The sequence below is a fragment of the Chryseobacterium sp. OV279 genome (assembly GCF_900128945.1).
Taxonomy (GTDB): Bacteria; Bacteroidota; Bacteroidia; order Flavobacteriales; family Weeksellaceae; genus Chryseobacterium.
Genome location: NZ_FQUD01000003.1, coordinates 42727 through 61312, shown reverse-complemented (window position 1 = coordinate 61312; position 18586 = coordinate 42727). Strand labels below are relative to the sequence as shown.

Sequence of the window (18586 nt, the reverse complement as noted above, 5' to 3'; positions counted from 1 at the left end):
TATTAAAGCTTAAAAAGACATTCATTTTCCGATGGCTGCAGAAGGCGTATCGCTTTGAAATAAAATCTTAACACCTTGGTCCAGAACTTCCCTGCCTGCTGATTTTGAATAAATATTGTTCAGGGCAGAAGAAATTAAAGCTTCTTCTGAATCTCCCAGCGGAAGCAGCGGAAGTGTAGCATATTCATTGGCTGCAATCTGTGGGGGAATTCCGTTACTGTAAGCTCCTTCCCCATTGGCATTAAAAACTTTATAGATCACTGGATGAAGCTGCCACGAGATCTTTTTGGGCTTCCTTTTATCTTCCACCATAAATCCGGCCATATCTTTACCCAGTGTCACATCGCCTATCTGAACAACCTGTAGATAAGGTTTAAGATTATTGATTACAATCTCTGATGCAGAAGCCGTACTGTTTGAGCTTAAGATATAGACTTTATTTAATCCCAGGGCATTGGCACGAAGGGTGTTGAAATCAAGGGCAGTTGGATCATAAGCAATCTGCTGGGCGAATGTTCTTTTCACCTCACCTCCATTTTTGTTTCCTTTGTATATAATGAATGGTGATGTTGCTGTGATATTTGAAGGAATCAGGGAACAGAGCGCCGCAGCTGAGGATACGGAACCGCCGTAATTATAACGGAGATCCAAAATCAGTTCCTGTACTCCGGAAGCTTTGAATAAAGCGAATTTCTGATTCAGTGCTGATGTCATTCCATCCGGGAAATCGTAGACGTAGAGATAGCCTGTCTTTTTCCCGTTCTTTTCAAATATTTTTGATTCCAAAGGCTGTTCAAAAGAGTATCCGTAATAAACTTTGATGTTCTTTTCATCCGTAACCGTTCCGTTTTTCCAGTTTCCTACCGTAAGATCTATTACGGTTTGGTCTTTAATCGATGAGGTTAACTGTTCTGCATTGGATGCCGTAATCGCCTGTCCATTGATTTTTGTGATCATCATTCCTCTCTGCAACCCCGAATTGAATGCGGGAGAGTTTTTCATCACCAGCTTAACGGTGGTCACTACATTTCCATTGGGGAGCTGTATCACTGCGTAATCAAAACCATACATATTCCGGACAGAGCGCGGATAGGAAGAAGGGTCCTGAGGATCTACCGCAAATGAAAACCGGTCCTGAGGGGACAACAGACTTTTAAAAAAATCTTTTACCGGAAGATGATAATCCGGTTTCGCCGGCATCTGATCTGCCCAGTAATAGTACCGCCTCATGCTGTCCTGTACCCAAAGGTTGACAGATTCTGTGCTTCCGTCCGGAAAATTGGGAACACCCTCATCATCGTTATTGCATGATAAGAACAATAGTGAAACTGCCACAAGGAGCAACAGACGAAAATAAATAAAGTTCTTCATAGAGTCGGGCTGGTATTACAGATAATCTGCTACATCGATATCTCCTTTGACCGTAAGGACACCATTTTCCATTTTTTCCTGAATCACGATCAGATTGGCTCCCATGTCCTGTTTTATTTTAACTTTGATGATTTCAGATCCGATATAGGGAGTGGTAGTTCCGGGTTTATAGAGTTCAAGGTAAACCGGAGCTGTATTACTGAAATAGTTATATATTTTTACCTCCGTAAAGCCCTTCTTTCCGATGTTGTCAAACTCTGCCAGCACTACTCCATTTTCCCTTCTCAGAATTCCTTTCACATTGGCTAATGTGGTCCCGGAATATTCGCCCAGGTTTGGAAAAATGAATTCAAATCCTACTTTTCCCAGATTAACCTGTGGTTTTACGGCTGAAGCCTGAAGAAAGATCCCCGGAAGATTGAAGAAGTTCAGGGTTTTGTAATCGTCGATATTGTTGTAGGTCATATTATAATGGGCTACCTCAGCGCCCGTTTCATTGTTGTAGATTCCAAGTCTGTCTGTTTCGCCTTCATCCAGGACAAAATCAAGTCTGGTTTCTATTTTATTGGTGTAAGACGTGCTTCCGTTAATGGATACCGGGGTCCCGTTCAGTCTCAGCTGAAGAACATCCGGCTTTGAATATCCTTTGATCGTAACCTGAGCAGGTTTCTGCGATTTATCAAACGGCTGCATTACGCTGCTGTCTGCACAGGAAACCAATAGAGTAAAAAATAAAAGTGCAATGAACTTATTCATTTATATCAATTTAAATTATAAAACCGGACTTAGAAATATTGTCCCGCCCGTTGACTAGCGGGACAATAGGATAATTATAAAAAAACTAAGTCAGATATGTTTATGGTCAAAAAAAGTCTCTGCGGGGAAGCTTCAAATCATTTTTGACCGATTAAAGTTTTCATGTCAATTCCTGCAGAATGCTCTGTAGGTGGGTGGATAGCTGCTGTCTGATTATTTTTTAATAAACTTCAGTCTTTCCGTTGTTTTTCCGTCAGAAACTTCAGCGATGTACATTCCTGCCTGTAATGATGCTACATTCACAGCTCTGTTATATGGTACTGAAAGCACTTTCTGTCCGGCCACACTGTAAATATTCACCTCCGTCTTATTTACATTAAAGTCTGGATTCAGTTGAAGCTGAAGGAATTCCTTTACCGGGTTTTCCGTTATTTTAGTTAGATTTTCTTTCTTATTTACATCCTTTGTTCCCAAAAATGTTGAAGCATAAATCGCCATTTCATCGATGTTAATATTCTGCAGATTGTTTCCTGTAGTTTTTCTGTTGGACCATAAAGCGATGTAGATCTTTTTACCTGCAAAAGCAGAAATATCCAGAACGTTTTCTTTAAACTGAGTAAGATCAGTTGGAAAAGGGTTGCTGAGCGTTCCGGCGATAATTCTGTATGGACTTGGAATATCATTTCCACTTCCGTCTACGGTCATTGCCTGAAAGTCTGCCAATGTAGGAACGGGTTTCTGAGGGGTGCTTACATAAATATACACATCACGTCCGAAATTAAGGTGTGTGGTTCTCTGTCTTCCGATATACGCAGCCAGATTGATGGTTCCGGATGCTCCTTCCAGGTTGATCTGCGGAGAAATGATCCAGTCGTTTTCAGTAGCAAGGCTTGGAACTGTACCTGAAGGAACCAAACTAGTCGAATAGCGAAGCGTTCCTGAAGTACCATAGGTAAGAGTGGTACCGCTTAAATAAATATTTTGTCCCTGTACCCATCCGTTTCCGTTGTTGTTAAGATCATGAGTAGTCCATCCCTGAAGATCAGCGGGTGTATCAAAAGAATTGCTCCATACCTGAACCTGCGCTGCTGCAGCCTGAGATACCAATACAATAGATAATAAAAATAGTTTTTTCATAATACAGATTATTAGAGATTTTTTAAAAAAATAAAAGCAGGGAAAGACATGGGAAGCTTCCCCTGCATTTAATGTTTTATTCTACAATAGAGAAGTCATATTTAGTCCATGCTCCCTGGAAGTTTCCGCTATTTCTAGGAGATACGTTCCATGGTCCTTCGTTGAAGAATGGCTGGCTCATCCCCCAAGATGAAGCAGTAGTTCCTGTTAATAGGTTGGCAGCAGGAATTCCTGATGTACCTGCACCTGTAACAGAAGTTGTAAATCCGTGTACCTGGATTGAGCTTAGGTTAGAAGCTGAAGTAAGTTCAGAACCTGTACCTTCTACTTTAATTCCAACAGGATATCCTGTTACTACGGCGTTGTTCAACGTTAATTTTCCGTTTCTTCTGATGTGGATACCATTTTCATAATAAGATCCTGAAGGTGTACCTGTAGTATATAACACATTAGTACGAGATCCTACAATTGTCAGATTGTTGATTACCGGATTGGTGATCAATGTTGTAGCAGTACCTGTTGCGTTATTATCCAGCTCAATACCGTTAGTATCAGAAACACCACCACTTAAACTGTGTGTAGAGTTTGTATCTGCTAAAGCAAGTGCGTTGGTAATTGTTCCTGTGTACCCGTTGTCAAAGTCAAAGTTGTCATCATCTGCAGCAAAAGAAACAAGGTTAGAAGCATTTACTGTACCTCCGAAGAATTCGAAAGAGTCATCTTTACCGTAAGAAACCTGGATATGGTCTAAAGTAGTACCGTTTCCAACACCTCCTAAAGTAAGACCGTTGATCTCATTTCCTGAGTTAGGCGCTAAAAGATCGAATCCTGCAAATTCAATACGAACATATTTCAATGTACCTCCGTTGTGAGCTGCATCGGAACCTCCGTAATAAAAATCTGAACCTGTTAATCCTTCAATCGTCTTAGTATCAGGTGTATTGGTAGGTGCATTACCTAAAACAATTACCCCACCGAAATCTCCAGGAGCAGCCGTTGTGTTTTCGTCTCCGTCTAACAGTTTATAACTTGTAAAAATAATCGGCTGAGATTCTGTACCGGTAGCATTGATTTTACCTGTCTTAGAGATTACTAAAACTCCTGTAGCGGTATTGGATGTGTTTGGTTTTGCCTTAATGAAAGTTCCCGGCTGAATAGTTAATGTAGCACCATTCTTCACAGTTACGATACCATCAAGTTCTACAACACCACTCCATGTAGTGCTTGAAGTAATATCACCGCTTACAGTAGTTACAGGAAGAGAAGAAGCTGTAAGATACTCAGCAGAAGCAGGCTTCATTTCAAAAGGAGTAGAAGAATCTGCAAGGTTATCATTTTGACAAGCAGTAAGAGATAATGCTGCAAAAGCAATTAAAGTTAGTTTTTTCATTGTTATAATTTTTAGTAGACCCGTTCATATTATTTTTATGACCGAATTTTTAATATTTAGGAACATCCGCCTCTATATTCCTGCGATTTGGTTGTATGATTACCCTGCATTTCAGGAGGAGCTGTCCTGCCGGGTTTCCCTGCTTATCCGCTGCTGTCCGGGAAAAATAGCAGCGGCCGGTTTTTGTCTGATCCTGTACTGCTGTGCGCATCACCAGTATTGATCCGGATCGTCTTCAGGTTTCCGAAAACCTGTGCATTGCATCAATGAGCTCTTTTATTCTGTTCTTTATAATCTTTTAAAACGTATAGTTCACACTTAGTCCGAATATCCTTCCGCTGTAAGCACGGAATGTGATCTTATCGATATTCTTGTCATATTTATCTGTAGCTCCCGGAAGAAGCTGCCACGCCTCACGATCCGTTGATATGGTACTTCCTCCGGATCCGTTGGGCACTGAATAGGAATTGAAATTGTTATAAAACTCCTTCACCCTGTTGAAAAGGTTTCTGACGTTGAATTTAACTTCGAGATTTCTGTTTCTTAAGAATTTATAGGAAAGCTGGGCATCTGCTACCGCATAAGGACGCTGTATTTCCTCTCCGTTATAATCATACCCTACTGTGATATACTGATCACCCTTGGCGTTGTATAAAAAACTGGCACCAAAACGGCTTCCGTCGTAGGTCATTCCTAAATTATAGGCATAAGGAGTCTGTCCGTAAAGAGGTCTCTCCACTTCATAGGTTTCACCATTCTCCCCTGTTTTATACTGATCTTTGAAAGCGATTACCTTTGTGGTATTGTAGGTGAAGTTTCCACTTACAAAAAGTTTTTCCAGCAGAGATCCTTCGGCAATAAATCCGAGATTTTTCCTTACCTCCACTTCCAATCCTTTCAGCTTTGCATTCTTAGAGTTCCCATTGTACAGAAAGAGGTTTCCTTCATTTGAAAGACGGCCTTCACGCTCAATAGGCCTGTCGATATCCTTATAATACAATCCGGCAGAAAATATTTCCCCCAGGCCGGGAAACCATTCAAATTTAAAATCGTAGTTGTTAACAACCGATGAGGTCATTTCTGTATTATAGATCAAACCGTTGGCAACCGGATCAAAATATGGCAACCCTGTTCTTTCATTAAACTGAGGTCGAATTACAGTTTTATTATAAGCCAACCTTACATTGATCTTATTGGTAGGACTGTAGGTAAAATTGACAGAGGGCATCCACTGCCATGCCTTATCATCAATAGGCGCTTTTTTAACGTTTTGATTATCCGAATCGTCCATTTGCTGAGAAATAAGGTCATACTTAAAATATTCCGCACGAACTCCCCAAACCAATCTGAATTGATTCTTCCATCTGTTGTCAAACATGACATAAAATGCATTTTGGGTTACTTTCCCTTCATACTTGTCATTTTTGTACATAGGTTTTGTCTGCCAGCCTATTCCTCCCGGAACATATTTAGAGCCATCAAACCATTGATGCAAAGAACCATACAACGACATGAATCCTTTTTCACTGCTGGGAACATCCCTGTTTTCATCCACCCTAAGAAAGAATTTCTGCTGTTGGTTGGTATTATTCTTTATCACACCGGCGTAACCTGCTTTAATGTCGGTTTTAAAGTTTCCCTTATCTAAATTCCATTTCAAGGAAGTTCCGTAGTTATAATCCGTTTCTTTATTGGCGATATATCCCCTGTAAAAATCAGATGCTGAGTTGTATACCATATGATAGGTAAGAATCTCACTCCCCACGAAATCGTATTGGCTCAGATACTGTGTGTAGTCTTTGGTGTCAGACTTCACGCCTGTTCTTGCAGCAAACCAGTTGATATCTACATTTCCGATTTTATGATTTCCTTCCAGTTTGTTCTGCAAAAGCGTCTGATAAATAGGATAATTGGTATTATCGGTATATGGTTTGTCCAGAGCTTTGATCTGTGCAGGATCATTATTGGGAATAATTCCGTTGTAGAAATAATTATAGGATGCTTCCGCATTGGCCGCCATACCGCTTCCTCCTGTATATTCATTCCAGCCCGTCACCCTTGTCAGTGTATTATCATAGATATGAGTATATGAATTACGGAAGGAAATTCTGTTTTTCCCCAGCTGTAATCCGAAATTCAACATTCCCGCCAGCGTGGAATTATAATTATAGGAAGCTCCTTTGTTTTTAAAATTGTAAAACACGATGGGATCTGTTCCATTCGCCTGCCAGTTAGGATCATAAGGAGCTGTAGTATCCAGCCAGTTTCCTCTCCCCGTATGGTCAATATCCAGTGTATTCTGCTCGTTTCTTACCGTAAATGCTCCAGCAAATCCCCACTTGTTGTTATTTTTAAGGGCAAACGTTCTTCCCAGCGCCAACTGCAGATTGGATCCCATATCCGCTTTCGTTTTGAAGGTGCTGAAATTGTCATTCGTAAATCTTTTCGACTGTTCAAAAAATAAGGGATTGTTCCAGTCTGTTGGTTCAAGGCCTTTAGGAAAATCTCTTGTTCCGTCATCATATCCGAAATAATCATATTTCCCTTGCTTACGGGTTAGAAATTCTTTGAATGCCGACTGGTCATTATAAGAAGTTCCTACACTTACCGTTGTAAAGTTTTCATTGGGAATATCTTTGGTTCTTACTTCTACATAACCGCCTGCAAAACTGGCATTCATATCCGGTGTTGCCGTCTTGCTTACCACAATACTTTCCACCATCGCTGTTGGAATAATATCAAATGAAAAGTTCTGGTTATAAGCTTCAGTACTTGGAAGATTGATTCCATCCATAGCTGCGGTATTCCAACGCTCTCCCATGGAACGCACCACTACATATTTGTTGTCGATCGTCGTGATTCCCGTTACCCTTTTCAATGTTCCTCCCACGTCATTATCTGGCGTTTTTGCGATCTGCTCGGCAGAGATTCCGTCACTCATCTGAGCCGCTTTTTTCTGTTGAGCCAATAGGCCTGCCTGAGTATCTGCTTTTCGGGTGGCCGTAAGAACGACTTCTTTAATATCCGTTATTTTATCCGATGCCTTCTTCATCGCAAATGATACCGTACTGGTTTCATTGGTATTCACTGAAAGTTTTTCTACCCTCAATGGGCTGTATTTTGAAGCTTTTACAGTAAGGGTATAAACTCCTGAGGGAACATCTACAACAAAATCACCGTTGTTATCCGTTAAGATGGTTTTCTTTGCCACCGTTACTTCAGCTCCGGCAACTGGATTTCCTACTTCATCCACTATTTTCCCTGAAATTTTCCCATCTCCTGTTACCGAGATGCCGTTTCCTTCATATTTTATTGAAATCAGGTCCCCACGGAGGCGGAAGGCTACCGGAAGCCCGTTTGTAATATCTTTAAGACAGTTGTTGACAGAAGTATTTTCACATTTTACGCCTTTTACCTTTAGCTCCTTAATGTCCATTTTAGAATAGGCCAGCCTCATTCCCGTTTTTCCGGCAAAATCTTCCAGTACCTCAATGAGAGGTCTGCTTGCCGGGACAGCAAATGATACTTTCTGGACCAGTTCCTGTGCTTCGGCTGCTACCGTAAAAAATACTGCCGCAACGGTAAGACCGCATTTCAATCTTTTCATATGTTCAAGTTCTCTTATTAAAAGTTTTATTTTGTAGGGTTAATTCTGTAGGGTGATTTTATTTTTTTAAGGTGTAGATATGATCTTCTTTATGCACTTCCAGTCCCAGTATAAAGGCCAGTGCTTCCATATTTTCATCAGCTGTACCGCCTGTAAAATCTGCTGTGATTCTTTTCTCTGCCGTTTCTTTCGGGTACACAATCTTAATTTTATAGTTAGCCTGCATGACATCGGCCACTTCTTTGAATGAAACATCGTTGAAACTCAGTGACAGTAATTTTGCTTTCTGCATTCCCGATTTTTTTTCTGTGGTTAATGATAATACCGCAGCGGTATGGGGGATCCCGAAATTCGTCCACTTCTGATTAGGCTTCAGGTAAGAAACTTCTGTTCCTACTGATGATACAGCTACTTTTCCTTCGTAAAGATGTACTGACTTATCTTTTCCGGACTGAGAGATTTTAAAAACAGTTCCCAATACTTTGGTACTGAAACCGTCTGCACGAACAATAAACGGGTGTGTCTTTGATTTCGCCACGGAGAAAACAGCATCTCCTTTCAAATCCACAATTCTCGTGGAAGCAGGGAATGATGGGTCTACCGTAAGCTCTGCCCCTTTCAGTAAGGTCACTACAGAACCGTCCGCCAGATAGACTTTCCGGTTTCCGGTTTCTGCGGTGTAGGTATCCGGCTTAAAGAAAGTAGTATAGGTAAGAATTCCTCCAACTGATAATAGAAGTATCACTGCAGCAGCATAAGCATATTTCTTAAATGGATAGATCGGGGTCGTTTTTACCGGTTTGATAAAATACAATTCCAGCGCAGATAAGACTCTTTCTTTAGATTCTTTCATATGAATCTTATCAAGATCTCTTTCTGACTGGTTTTTCCATTGACTTAATAATTCATCTTCTTTTTCTGAGATTTTTTCTTCGGAAACTTCCCTCTGCCAGAGCTTAAAAACGAAGGCGGCAGTATTTTTATATTTTTGACTTTTCATAAAATATTTCATGGTATTCACAGATACTTCTATCTATAAGACTGTGAAAATGAAAAACTTCCCCAGGCCATTCTTAATATTGTATTCACATTAAAACCAGCTTGTTAATAATTTTAAGCCATTTAACTATCTTCTCAACATTTGATTCACATTTAAGGGATATTTTTCAGAAATAATTAATCTTAGGATCCCCAAAGTTCATAAAAAGTTAATTTTCCTTTAGGTAATTTTGCGGTAACGATATGAAACCAACAGACTATACGATATTAAAGAAAATAAAATCAGGCGACCGTCCTGCATTCATGCTGCTTTACGAGCGGTATTGGGATAGTCTTTACCGTTTTGTTTTCACGAGAACGAGAGATAAGGAGATGTCTGAGGAACTGCTGCAGAACCTTTGGATCAAGATCCTTGAAGATACCGCTGCCATACAGACCGATGAATCAGAAAGTGCCAAAGGCTACCTGCTCCGATATCTTCATTACAGGATTATTGATCATTATAACAGCTCTAAAAAGATACCGTCTACCATTAGTATAGATGAGTATGATCCTACCGGCGAGATCGATATATCAGACACGGAATATTTTGAGATTCTGGAGGAAAATGAGATCTCTGCTTTATTATTGATGATCGATGAGGTCGTTTCACAGCTTCCTAGTACGGAGCAGAGTGTGTATGATATGAGAATCAGAAGAAATATGTCTGTTGATGAAACGGCAGAAGCCCTGGGAATCAGCAACAAAACAGTAAGCAATAAATTAAGCAAAGCTTTAGGGGAAATACGTGATCAGCTGAACCCGGAATACCAGTCTTCTAAAAAACTGGTATCTATCCTGATGCTGATGGAACTTCTGACGAAGTATTAAAAAAGAGTGATTATTCGTACACGACATAGTTGACCTTGTCTACGCCTGTGTTTCCTGATTTCTCATGATAGGCATACAAGGTCAGTTCATAGTTTCCGGGCGTATTTAAAAGGTCACTTCCTTCAAACAGATTGGTAGAGATCAGTGAGAAATTGACCTCTTTCAGATATTGGCCGTCTTTTTTAAGAATGCCTTTGACTTCAATTTCGTCGGAGTTCCAGACACCATTTTTATCAATAACACAGCCACACATCATGACGATATTGGCCTGAAACGGAAAAGGTTTTCCCTTAATGCTGTTCAGTGAAATATACTGATGGGTTCTTGGTTTCAGGATATCAATGATGAATCCGGGGATTTCTAAAATAATCCCGTCACCCAGAATATGTTTTCCGGGAATCAGCCATAGCTCGGTAGTTACGGTAGCCTGCGCCTGTTTATTGTTAAATGGAGAGACTACCTCAATACTGACAAAAGTTGGCTCGTTAATATCTAAAGACACAAGAAAGCCAGCCGTCTGTGGATCGGTGATGGAAGTGCCCCTTGTTTTGGCTCCCTTCATGATCAGATCTGTATTTCCGGTACTTCCGGTTGTATTTCCTTCAGCCAAAATCTGCTGATTGACTTTATTCCGGACGATAATATGGGCACCGCCCAAAGAGCTTCCGATAAATTTTGCATCTCTTGCTTTTGCCCTGATCATAATCTTGGTCTCGGCTGCAGAAACCGTCAGACCCGACATAAGAAAAGCTGCGATAAATAGGAGTGTTTTCATACAATATTGGTTTTTAAGTATTCTTTTTTAAATCTGTCATGAAAAGAGTCGTCTTTCAATCGGGCATCTATACTGTCCAGATAAGCCAAAATTCCCAGATCATCGGAAAGCACTTGTAAAATCGCTTTTTCACAACTGTCCCATATTTGTTCCAGATGGGGAAGCATTTTCACGGCCTTTTCTGTAAGTGAGACCATCTGTTTCCGTTTATCTATACTATCTTTTTTGATGACCAGATAATCTTTGTCCGCCATTTTCTTTACAATAGCAACTACCGAAGGGTGGGAATATCCCAAAGGCTCTGCAATATCTATAATAGACATTTCTTTATTTTTTTGCAGCAGCATAAAAACAAGATACCAGTTAGGTTCTACATCAATATTCATTTCTTTGTAAAATTTCCGGACATCATGGGACATCCGGTCACTTATTCTTTTCAACCTGCTATCCAGTGCTTTATATCCTAATTCTTTAATAAAATCCTGATTCATTTCCTACTGATTTAATTACAAATATATAAATATAAAGTCAACTATATAGTTAACTTTATATTTATTCTGAAATTTATTGATTTTGTTAAAAAAGAAAAGAGGCAAGAATTATTATACCAGACATAAATCAAACACTATCAAACCATTACCTCTCTAAAATTTAGTTCCCTTGCTCCGGGTTTAAGCTATTTTTCCTGTATTGTTTGGGTGTCATCTGTCTGTACTTTTTGAAAAGCTTAGACAGATGGCTTTCATCACTGAACTGAAGTTCGTAAGCAATTTCGCTTAACCGTGCACTGCTGTATTTCAGATAGGTTTCCACCAGTTTCAAGCGGTAATCCAACAAATAATCCTGATAAGAAACCCCGGTATGCTGCTTAAAATATTCCCCGAAATAATTCCTTGAAATGCCAAAATGATCAGCGATCACCTGAATTCTGGTTTTCTCCTTATCCTTTACATGTTCCTGAATATAGGTGATGATTTTCATGATGGAAAAAGCTTTCCTGTTCTGCTGCAGATCAGAAGTTTCACTTTCAATGATGTTTCTGGCGATAAGATTCAGCAGAATGGAAATACAGTTCCGGATGATCAGATAATCATTGGTTTTGTTCCTGTACTCTCTGCCAATCTGTATGATAAGGACTTCTGCAAAACGTTCATCTTCTTTATTACGAAAAACACATCCTGCCCTTGCATGATAATTATTGCTGATATACTGAAGCTTGTAAAGATTTTCGCAGCTTTCAATACGGTCGGCCTCCAGTCTTATTTTATCAATAAACTCAATCGGGCACTGTATGGTAACAAGTTCTGCATTTTCACTTTTAAATTGATACAGTTGATTTTGGGGAATAATAAACAACTTAGATTCCTTAAAAGTAATGGTCCGCTCGTCATAAGTAAGCGTTCCATGCCCGTTCAGAACATAAACCAGGGAAAGAAAGGTTTTCGTTTTGAGTGAAATTTCTTCCTGACAAAGTTTGATTTCATTAACATCAATACGTTCAACGGGTAAGATTTTCATGTGTGAGTACTTATTTATCCTCCAAAAGTACAATTTTACCAGTACAATAAGCGGGTAATTTTGCAGAAAAAATATGAACATCTACCCCAAACGGTGGCAGGCACTCGGTTATCTGACCGCAGGCGCTTTTCTTTCGCCTCTGGACTATTTTATCGTCAATATGGCACTTCCTTCCATTAAAAAAGCGTTCAACGCCAGTGATCATCAGCTTCAATTGGTCGTTGCGATTTATGGATTGACTTATGCTGCTTTGGTAGTATGCGGAGGCCGTCTGGGAGATGTGTATGGCAGGAAGAAGATTTTCATCCTCGGATTGTACATCTTTTTACTTTCTTCTCTTGCTTGTGCTTTTTCTCCTGATATTACATTTCTCATTATTGCCCGCCTGTTTCAGGGAGTCGGAGCTTCTTTTCTGGCACCTCAGGTTCTGGCTTCCATAAGGGTTTTGTTCAGTAGTCATGAGCAGCCAAAGGCAGTCAGTATATTCAGTTCCGTATTCGGGCTTGCGTCTGTTGCAGGGCAATTATTGGGAGGTTTTCTGCTTAATCTTCACTGGACCGTATTTTCATGGGAAATGGTATTTCTCGTCAATGTCCCTGTCACCATACTTTGTATCATTGGTATTCACTTTACTATGGACAATAACCGTGAAGAAAAAAGGCAAAGCATTGATTTTACCGGAGCTTTCCTGCTGATTATATCATTGTTGATGCTGATCTGTCCCATCATCTTTGGTCGGAAGTACCATTGGGCGTGGTGGATTTTTGCGATTCTGTTGTCCGGACTTTTACTGTTGATGGTATTTTACAGATATGAGGTTAAATCATTGCGTAAGAATAAACCTGTATTGATAGACCCCAGTCTTTTGCAGCATCGCCCATTTGTTCTCTGTCTTCTGATTATTTTCTTTTACAATTTCACATCCGGACTGTTTATCTGTTATCCGTACTATCTGCAGCAATTTTTGCATCAAGATCCGGTAGAAACAGGTTTGGCTATTATTCCCTACGGGATTGCTTTCTTCCTTGGACCGTTGCTTGTTCCGAGGATAAAACTTTCTTCACATACCATGATCTATATAGGTTTGAGTCTTTTGATGACAGGATTCTCCCTAACCTCGCTATTCATTGATCTTCAGGAAAAACCTTCTTTTGGAACAGATGTCAGTCTGTTTATAGCAGGACTGGGTCATGGTATCATTATGCCAGTGATGATGAGAAAAACGATTGCATTGGTCAGTAAGGAAAAAGCAGGACAGGCATCCGGATTGATCGGTATCAGCATACAGATTGGAAGTGTAACCGGAGGGACTATTATAGGAACAATCTTTTTCAGTGCCATAGAATATTTGGGGTTTCCAAAAGCTTTTGCATTAGCTGTTTTGATGATTGGTGCAGCTCAAATCGTTGGAGTTTTCATCAATAAAACCCTCCTGAAGTACAGTAAAGATTAATTCAAGGTTATGAGATTCGGGGTGAGAGAGTTTGAGAGTAAATGAGTTGCTAATTCGGAATTGTTGAGCCAGAATCTGACGTTTCCCATCTTGTGTCTTGGATCTGCCATTCACCATTCACGTGCTAGGCAAAATTCATTATTGACATTTTTAAAAGTCTCGTGTCTGAAATCTGATGTCTGGTATCTTGGTTCTTGGCTCTTGAATCTATCATTCACCTCAATCTTAATTTAAACCTTAGCCTGATATCCCGGTTCTTACCATTAATACAAAACATTATATATTTAAACTTATGAACAACACAGAAAAAGTTATTAAAGAAATTAAAGAATTCCATACGGATATTGAAGCATGGTTTCGTGGAAAAGAAGATCAGGAAAGCCTTTATAAAAAGCTTTTGGCTGGTTTTAGTACAAATTTTAAAATGGTTAATGGTAATAATGATACCATTACTTTGGCTTCATTTTCAGAATGGCTTCCGGGAGCTTATGCCCAATTTCCGGACCGAAGCATCGTTCTTGAAAATATAGAGGTGCATACTACAGAAAGTCATGGATTGGCTTCCTATGTTGAGATTCAGACGACTGGAAGTACGGTAACACGCAGGAAATCATCAGCCGTCTTTGTGATTAGTGAAGAAAGAGCGTTTTGGCTTCATCTTATTGAGAAATGGATTTGATGTTTTAGTATGGGTGTTTTTAGGTTTTGGCTAAAGCCTTTGTCATATCTTTAAAATGAAAGCGGGCTAAAGCCCGCTCCTATTGAATATCTTAGTCTTTGTCGAAAATATTGTCATTGATTTTAAAATGGCATATTGATAATAACCCTTGTGATTTTATTATTATATTTTATAAAAGCCTTTACGATTCCTGTAAATTGAAAGCGGGCTAAAGCCCGCTCCTATTAATGTTTACTATAATCTGCAACCTGTTACCTGCTATCTGCAGCCTATTACCTATTACCTGCTACCTAAAAAAATCACCCACTTATTTTATACACACATCGCTGCCCTCCCGACAAAATGTGATTGATCCTTTCCACCTGATAATTTTTACCGATGAGGTTTTGAAAATTGGATAGTTCAGCGCGGCAAAACCCTTGGCATTCAGTAGCAGCAGCACAGATCGGACAGTGATTTTCGATTAAGAAATAATCATTCCCTTCTTTGGTCCATTCTGCCATGTACCCTTCTTCACTTCGGACTTTTACCAGGACATCCAGACGTTGCTCCAGAGACTCTGCCTTCACTAAGGCTTTTTCATACCGTTCGTACGTATTTTTTTCTCGGTCATTAATCAAAAGATTCAAGGCATTTTCTCCAAGAAGATTTTTTACAGACCGAAGGATCTGAACCGTTACATCCGCATGAGAATCTGGAAATTGAGAAAGTCCTTTTTCGGTCAGCGTGTAGTAAGTTGATGGCCTCCCCACCCCTTCACTTTTGGTGACGGATCTGATGAGTCCTTCCTCAGCAAGGTTCAATAAGTGTTTCCGTGCTCCCTCCTTTGTAATAGAGAGTTCTTTAGAGATCAAAAGGGATGTGGTTTCTCCTCTCATCTTTAAAAACATCAGGATACGGTCTGCTGCCGGCTTCTTCATTTGACAATATTTGAGTTGTTTTATTTGCTACAACAAATATAGTCATTTTCTATAATTTATCATTTTACACATCAAATACATATAAATCAATCCATTGCATTGAATTCACAATATGGCATAAAACAACCAATAAGTTGTTTTATTAAAATATATGATTACCTTTGAAACACATTAATCAAAAAAATAAAAGAAATGAACTCATTTACCCTGCCTCAGCTTCCTTATGCTTATGATGCACTGGAACCATTTATAGATAAAGAAACCATGACGATCCATCATCAGCGCCATCACCAGGCGTATGTTGATAATTTGAATGCGGCCTTACAGGAAGCTGAAGAAACCTCTACCGATTTAGATTCCATTCTTCAAAGAATAAGCGAATATAGTCCCGCAGTAAGAAATAACGGAGGCGGTCATTACAATCACTCTTTATTCTGGGATATTCTTTCTCCTCAGCCTAAATTAAACACTGAAGGAAAACTGGCAGAAACGATCAACAACACTTTTGGAAGCCTTGAAGATTTCAAAGCTGAAATGAAAAAAGGAGGTCTGGGACAATTCGGATCTGGATGGGTCTGGCTATTTGTCAAATTCAATGGTTCACTGGCTATCGCTTCAACACCTAATCAGGACAATCCTATGATGGATACCCAATCTGTCAACAGAGGTTTTCCGATCCTTGGGATCGATGTGTGGGAACATGCTTACTATCTGGCTTATCAGAATAAAAGAGCAGATTATTTAGATTCCTTCTGGTCGGTTCTGGATTGGTCGGCTGTAGAAAAAAAATATGAAGAAGCGCTTTCAAAAATCAGATAATTCAAGTTTAATGTGACCTGAATTCGGGTTAAAAAATTAGGATTTGGAGATTGGAATAAGGAAGCTGAAAGTTACTGTCAGGACGATTATTTCTTATAGTTCTTTTGGGTTTAATAATTTCCTCTTTTTAGTTTGAAACTCCTTATCTTAACAAAAGAATCAATTATGGATCAGAAAATTTTCATCAATAAAGCAGAAGCCTCAGGAATCATTGCTCTTGATCTTTTAAACTATAAACCTAGTACAGAAATTGTAGAACTGGATATCAAGGACCATCTTTTCATGGGAATGATTGTGAAGGAGAAAGAGTTTAAAGAATCAATTGCTGCCGTAGATTTTTCTGTGTACAATGAAAAAGCGGTAGGAATAATCTGCTCTACAGATGCTATTATTCCGCCCTGGGCGTATATGATGTTAATGGAAAAATTATCTCCGTATGCTGTTTATGCAGATTTAAACAGTGCGGAAACTATCCTGCTGGATCTCTGGAAACGCCGCCTGATGTATGCAGATCTGAAATGCTATAAAAATCAGAAAGTAGTCGTAAGAGCAAGAGCTGATCATGATCCTTCACTCTATTTATTAGCTGCCGGCCTCCTGAAGCCATTGGTTAAAACCCTGATGTATGGCGAAATAGGCCTGCCGAAAGTAATTTTTAAAAGTTAACTCATCATGAAAGCAATTATATTTAACGGCTCACTGGAAAGAAGATCTGAATCCACCTCCGGTCGGATTTCGCAATATTTCGCAGAAAAGCTTCATCAAACAGGGTTCAGTAGTGAAATTTTCACATTGGCTGATTCAGGGATTCCTCTATTTGATGTTACGCTTACTAAAACACCGCTGGCAGTAGAGCGTATGACTCAGCTGTTTCTGGAAGCAGATATTCACTTCTGGCTTGCCCCACTCTATCATGGAAGCATTCCCGGAGTGATGAAAAACTGCCTGGACTGGCTGGAAGTTACCTCAGGACATTATCAGCCTTACCTTACGGATAAAACGGTTGGACTGGTTTGCTGGGCAGATGGGCTTCATGCGATGCAGGGCATCAATACTATGGATGTTGTTGCTAAATCTCTTCGGGCATGGCCGTTACCTTTTAGCGTTCCAGTCATTAGACCGGCATTATTTGATCATGAAGACCCAACTAAAATATCTTCTCTATACGCCGATAAATTTGATAAACTGATCAGCATCGCTACCACAAAAAGGATAGAAAGAATTTAATAAAACTATAGTATAAGAACTATTAAAATTGACAGATGACAATGAAGGATGAAATTACAATTACCGTAAAAGATCAGGAAGGAAATATCCATGAACTGATCTGTCCGCTGGAAATGGGCCTTAGTCTTAAAGATATCTGTAAGGCTTACGAGTTGCCTATGGAAGCCATGTGCGGAGGAATGGTCATGTGTGCAACCTGTCACTGCTATATTCTGAATGAAATTGCAGTGTTGCCGGAAAAAGGAGATATGGAAGAAGCTCTTTTGTCTGAACTTTTTACAACGACTCCTGCAAGCAGACTGGCCTGTCAGATTCAGCTCACTGCTGCAATGGACGGACTTTCCATAGAAATTGCACAAAATTAATTCAGTAAAAGTATAAAGAAGACTGCTTGAGCAACGATCTGATCAATGCTTAAAGCCAACTGTTTTTTTCATTTAAATTATGTTTAGACGGAGGGATTTCCAGGGCCGTAAACCAACGGAAATCCCTTTTTTTCAAATAAATCTGTAAAATCAAAATACTTATGGCTATTAGAATAACGGATGACTGCATCAACTGCGGGGCCTGCGAACCTGAATGTCCCAACTCAGCTATTTATGAAGGCGCCATCGACTGGCGTTGGCAGGATAAAACAAAACTTTCCGGAAAAGTGGTCTTTCCGGACGGAACGGAGGCCGAGGCAAGTGCCTATCAACAAGCCTATTCAGATGATGTTTATTATATTGTACCCGGAAAATGTACGGAATGTAAAGGCTTTCATGAAGAGCCACAGTGCAAAACAGTCTGTCCTGTAGACTGCTGCGTAGATGATCCTGACCATCGTGAAACAGATGAAATTCTATTTGACCGTCAACACTTTTTACATCACGAATAACGTTCACTTTGAATGATCACACAATTAACACTTTATCAAAACTAAAACATTGATTTACAAATCATTGTTTTTTTTAAAGCTAACAAAATAAATGGAATATTTTCAAAACAGTTAACAAGTTTTTAATACTGTTCTTTTCATATACTTATTAAAGTTTTTTTAATTGCACTGTCAATTTTTGATACTTA

General features: G+C 39.5%; 19 protein-coding genes. 8 read left to right on the top strand and 11 right to left on the bottom strand.

Annotated features, from left to right (window positions below; translation table 11 throughout):
• Nucleotides 1–21: 21 nt before the first annotated feature.
• The 7 genes from BUA72_RS12640 to BUA72_RS12615 all read right to left on the bottom strand — a co-directional run bounded on the left by BUA72_RS12640 (nucleotide 22) and on the right by BUA72_RS12615 (nucleotide 9261).
• Nucleotides 22–1371: a S41 family peptidase gene (locus BUA72_RS12640; protein WP_083544207.1), complete on the bottom strand. Its 1350-nt coding sequence runs from the start codon at nucleotides 1369–1371 to the stop codon at nucleotides 22–24.
• A 15-nt stretch (nucleotides 1372–1386) separates the two neighbouring features.
• The gene (locus BUA72_RS12635; RefSeq protein WP_228407879.1) at nucleotides 1387–2127 is read right to left on the bottom strand and encodes a hypothetical protein; all 741 of its coding nucleotides are present in this window, start codon (nucleotides 2125–2127) and stop codon (nucleotides 1387–1389) included.
• A 213-nt stretch (nucleotides 2128–2340) separates the two neighbouring features.
• Nucleotides 2341–3264 carry a T9SS-dependent choice-of-anchor J family protein gene (locus tag BUA72_RS12630; RefSeq protein WP_072923222.1) on the bottom strand — a complete coding sequence of 308 codons (924 nt, stop codon included), beginning with the start codon at nucleotides 3262–3264 and terminating at the stop codon, nucleotides 2341–2343.
• A 76-nt stretch (nucleotides 3265–3340) separates the two neighbouring features.
• Entirely contained in the window at nucleotides 3341–4654 is a 1314-nt protein-coding gene (locus BUA72_RS12625) for a hypothetical protein (RefSeq protein ID WP_047454146.1), read from the bottom strand.
• A gap of 49 nt (nucleotides 4655–4703) precedes the next feature.
• A complete protein-coding gene (locus BUA72_RS24475) occupies nucleotides 4704–4865 on the bottom strand; it encodes a hypothetical protein (protein ID WP_175548898.1) in 162 nt (53 codons plus the stop codon).
• Nucleotides 4866–4952: 87 nt separating this feature from the next.
• On the bottom strand, nucleotides 4953–8261 hold the full coding sequence (locus BUA72_RS12620; protein ID WP_072923221.1) for a TonB-dependent receptor: 3309 nt from the start codon (nucleotides 8259–8261) through the stop codon (nucleotides 4953–4955).
• A gap of 58 nt (nucleotides 8262–8319) precedes the next feature.
• The gene (locus BUA72_RS12615; protein ID WP_228407878.1) at nucleotides 8320–9261 is read right to left on the bottom strand and encodes a FecR family protein; all 942 of its coding nucleotides are present in this window, start codon (nucleotides 9259–9261) and stop codon (nucleotides 8320–8322) included.
• A 242-nt stretch (nucleotides 9262–9503) separates the two neighbouring features.
• Here BUA72_RS12615 and BUA72_RS12610 point away from each other — a divergent pair, with 242 nt between their 5' ends.
• Nucleotides 9504–10130, top strand: a complete 627-nt coding sequence (locus BUA72_RS12610) for an RNA polymerase sigma factor (RefSeq protein WP_072923219.1) — start codon at nucleotides 9504–9506, stop codon at nucleotides 10128–10130.
• Between the two features lie 10 nt (nucleotides 10131–10140).
• On the opposite strand, the gene BUA72_RS12605 is transcribed toward BUA72_RS12610, so the two are convergent.
• The 3 genes from BUA72_RS12605 to BUA72_RS12595 all read right to left on the bottom strand — a co-directional run bounded on the left by BUA72_RS12605 (nucleotide 10141) and on the right by BUA72_RS12595 (nucleotide 12423).
• Nucleotides 10141–10905, bottom strand: coding sequence for a hypothetical protein (locus BUA72_RS12605; protein ID WP_072923218.1), 765 nt, complete (start codon nucleotides 10903–10905; stop codon nucleotides 10141–10143).
• On the bottom strand, nucleotides 10902–11396 hold the full coding sequence (locus tag BUA72_RS12600) for a MarR family winged helix-turn-helix transcriptional regulator (protein WP_072923217.1): 495 nt from the start codon (nucleotides 11394–11396) through the stop codon (nucleotides 10902–10904). The genes BUA72_RS12605 and BUA72_RS12600 overlap by 4 nt, the downstream gene beginning before the upstream one ends.
• Before the next feature lie 160 nt (nucleotides 11397–11556).
• Entirely contained in the window at nucleotides 11557–12423 is an 867-nt protein-coding gene (locus BUA72_RS12595; protein ID WP_072923216.1) for an AraC family transcriptional regulator, read from the bottom strand.
• A gap of 73 nt (nucleotides 12424–12496) precedes the next feature.
• Here BUA72_RS12595 and BUA72_RS12590 point away from each other — a divergent pair, with 73 nt between their 5' ends.
• Together BUA72_RS12590 and BUA72_RS12585 are read left to right on the top strand one after the other, a co-directional pair.
• Nucleotides 12497–13876 (top strand): MFS transporter, encoded by a 1380-nt coding sequence (locus BUA72_RS12590; RefSeq protein ID WP_072923215.1) that lies wholly within the window; start codon nucleotides 12497–12499, stop codon nucleotides 13874–13876.
• Between the two features lie 292 nt (nucleotides 13877–14168).
• A complete protein-coding gene (locus BUA72_RS12585; protein ID WP_072923214.1) occupies nucleotides 14169–14555 on the top strand; it encodes a hypothetical protein in 387 nt (128 codons plus the stop codon).
• Between the two features lie 299 nt (nucleotides 14556–14854).
• On the opposite strand, the gene BUA72_RS12580 is transcribed toward BUA72_RS12585, so the two are convergent.
• Entirely contained in the window at nucleotides 14855–15475 is a 621-nt protein-coding gene (locus BUA72_RS12580; RefSeq protein WP_047454133.1) for a helix-turn-helix transcriptional regulator, read from the bottom strand.
• Nucleotides 15476–15667: 192 nt separating this feature from the next.
• Between BUA72_RS12580 and BUA72_RS12575 the strand changes: the two genes are divergently transcribed.
• The 5 genes from BUA72_RS12575 (at nucleotide 15668) to BUA72_RS12555 (ending at nucleotide 18398) form a co-directional block, all read left to right on the top strand.
• Nucleotides 15668–16294, top strand: a complete 627-nt coding sequence (locus BUA72_RS12575; protein WP_072923213.1) for a superoxide dismutase — start codon at nucleotides 15668–15670, stop codon at nucleotides 16292–16294.
• A gap of 165 nt (nucleotides 16295–16459) precedes the next feature.
• The gene (locus tag BUA72_RS12570) at nucleotides 16460–16960 is read left to right on the top strand and encodes a DUF2480 family protein (RefSeq protein ID WP_072923212.1); all 501 of its coding nucleotides are present in this window, start codon (nucleotides 16460–16462) and stop codon (nucleotides 16958–16960) included.
• A gap of 6 nt (nucleotides 16961–16966) precedes the next feature.
• Entirely contained in the window at nucleotides 16967–17521 is a 555-nt protein-coding gene (locus BUA72_RS12565) for an NADPH-dependent FMN reductase (RefSeq protein ID WP_072923211.1), read from the top strand.
• Nucleotides 17522–17556: 35 nt separating this feature from the next.
• On the top strand, nucleotides 17557–17886 hold the full coding sequence (locus BUA72_RS12560; RefSeq protein ID WP_228407877.1) for a 2Fe-2S iron-sulfur cluster-binding protein: 330 nt from the start codon (nucleotides 17557–17559) through the stop codon (nucleotides 17884–17886).
• A gap of 161 nt (nucleotides 17887–18047) precedes the next feature.
• A complete protein-coding gene (locus BUA72_RS12555; protein ID WP_047454127.1) occupies nucleotides 18048–18398 on the top strand; it encodes a 4Fe-4S dicluster domain-containing protein in 351 nt (116 codons plus the stop codon).
• Nucleotides 18399–18586: the final 188 nt, after the last annotated feature.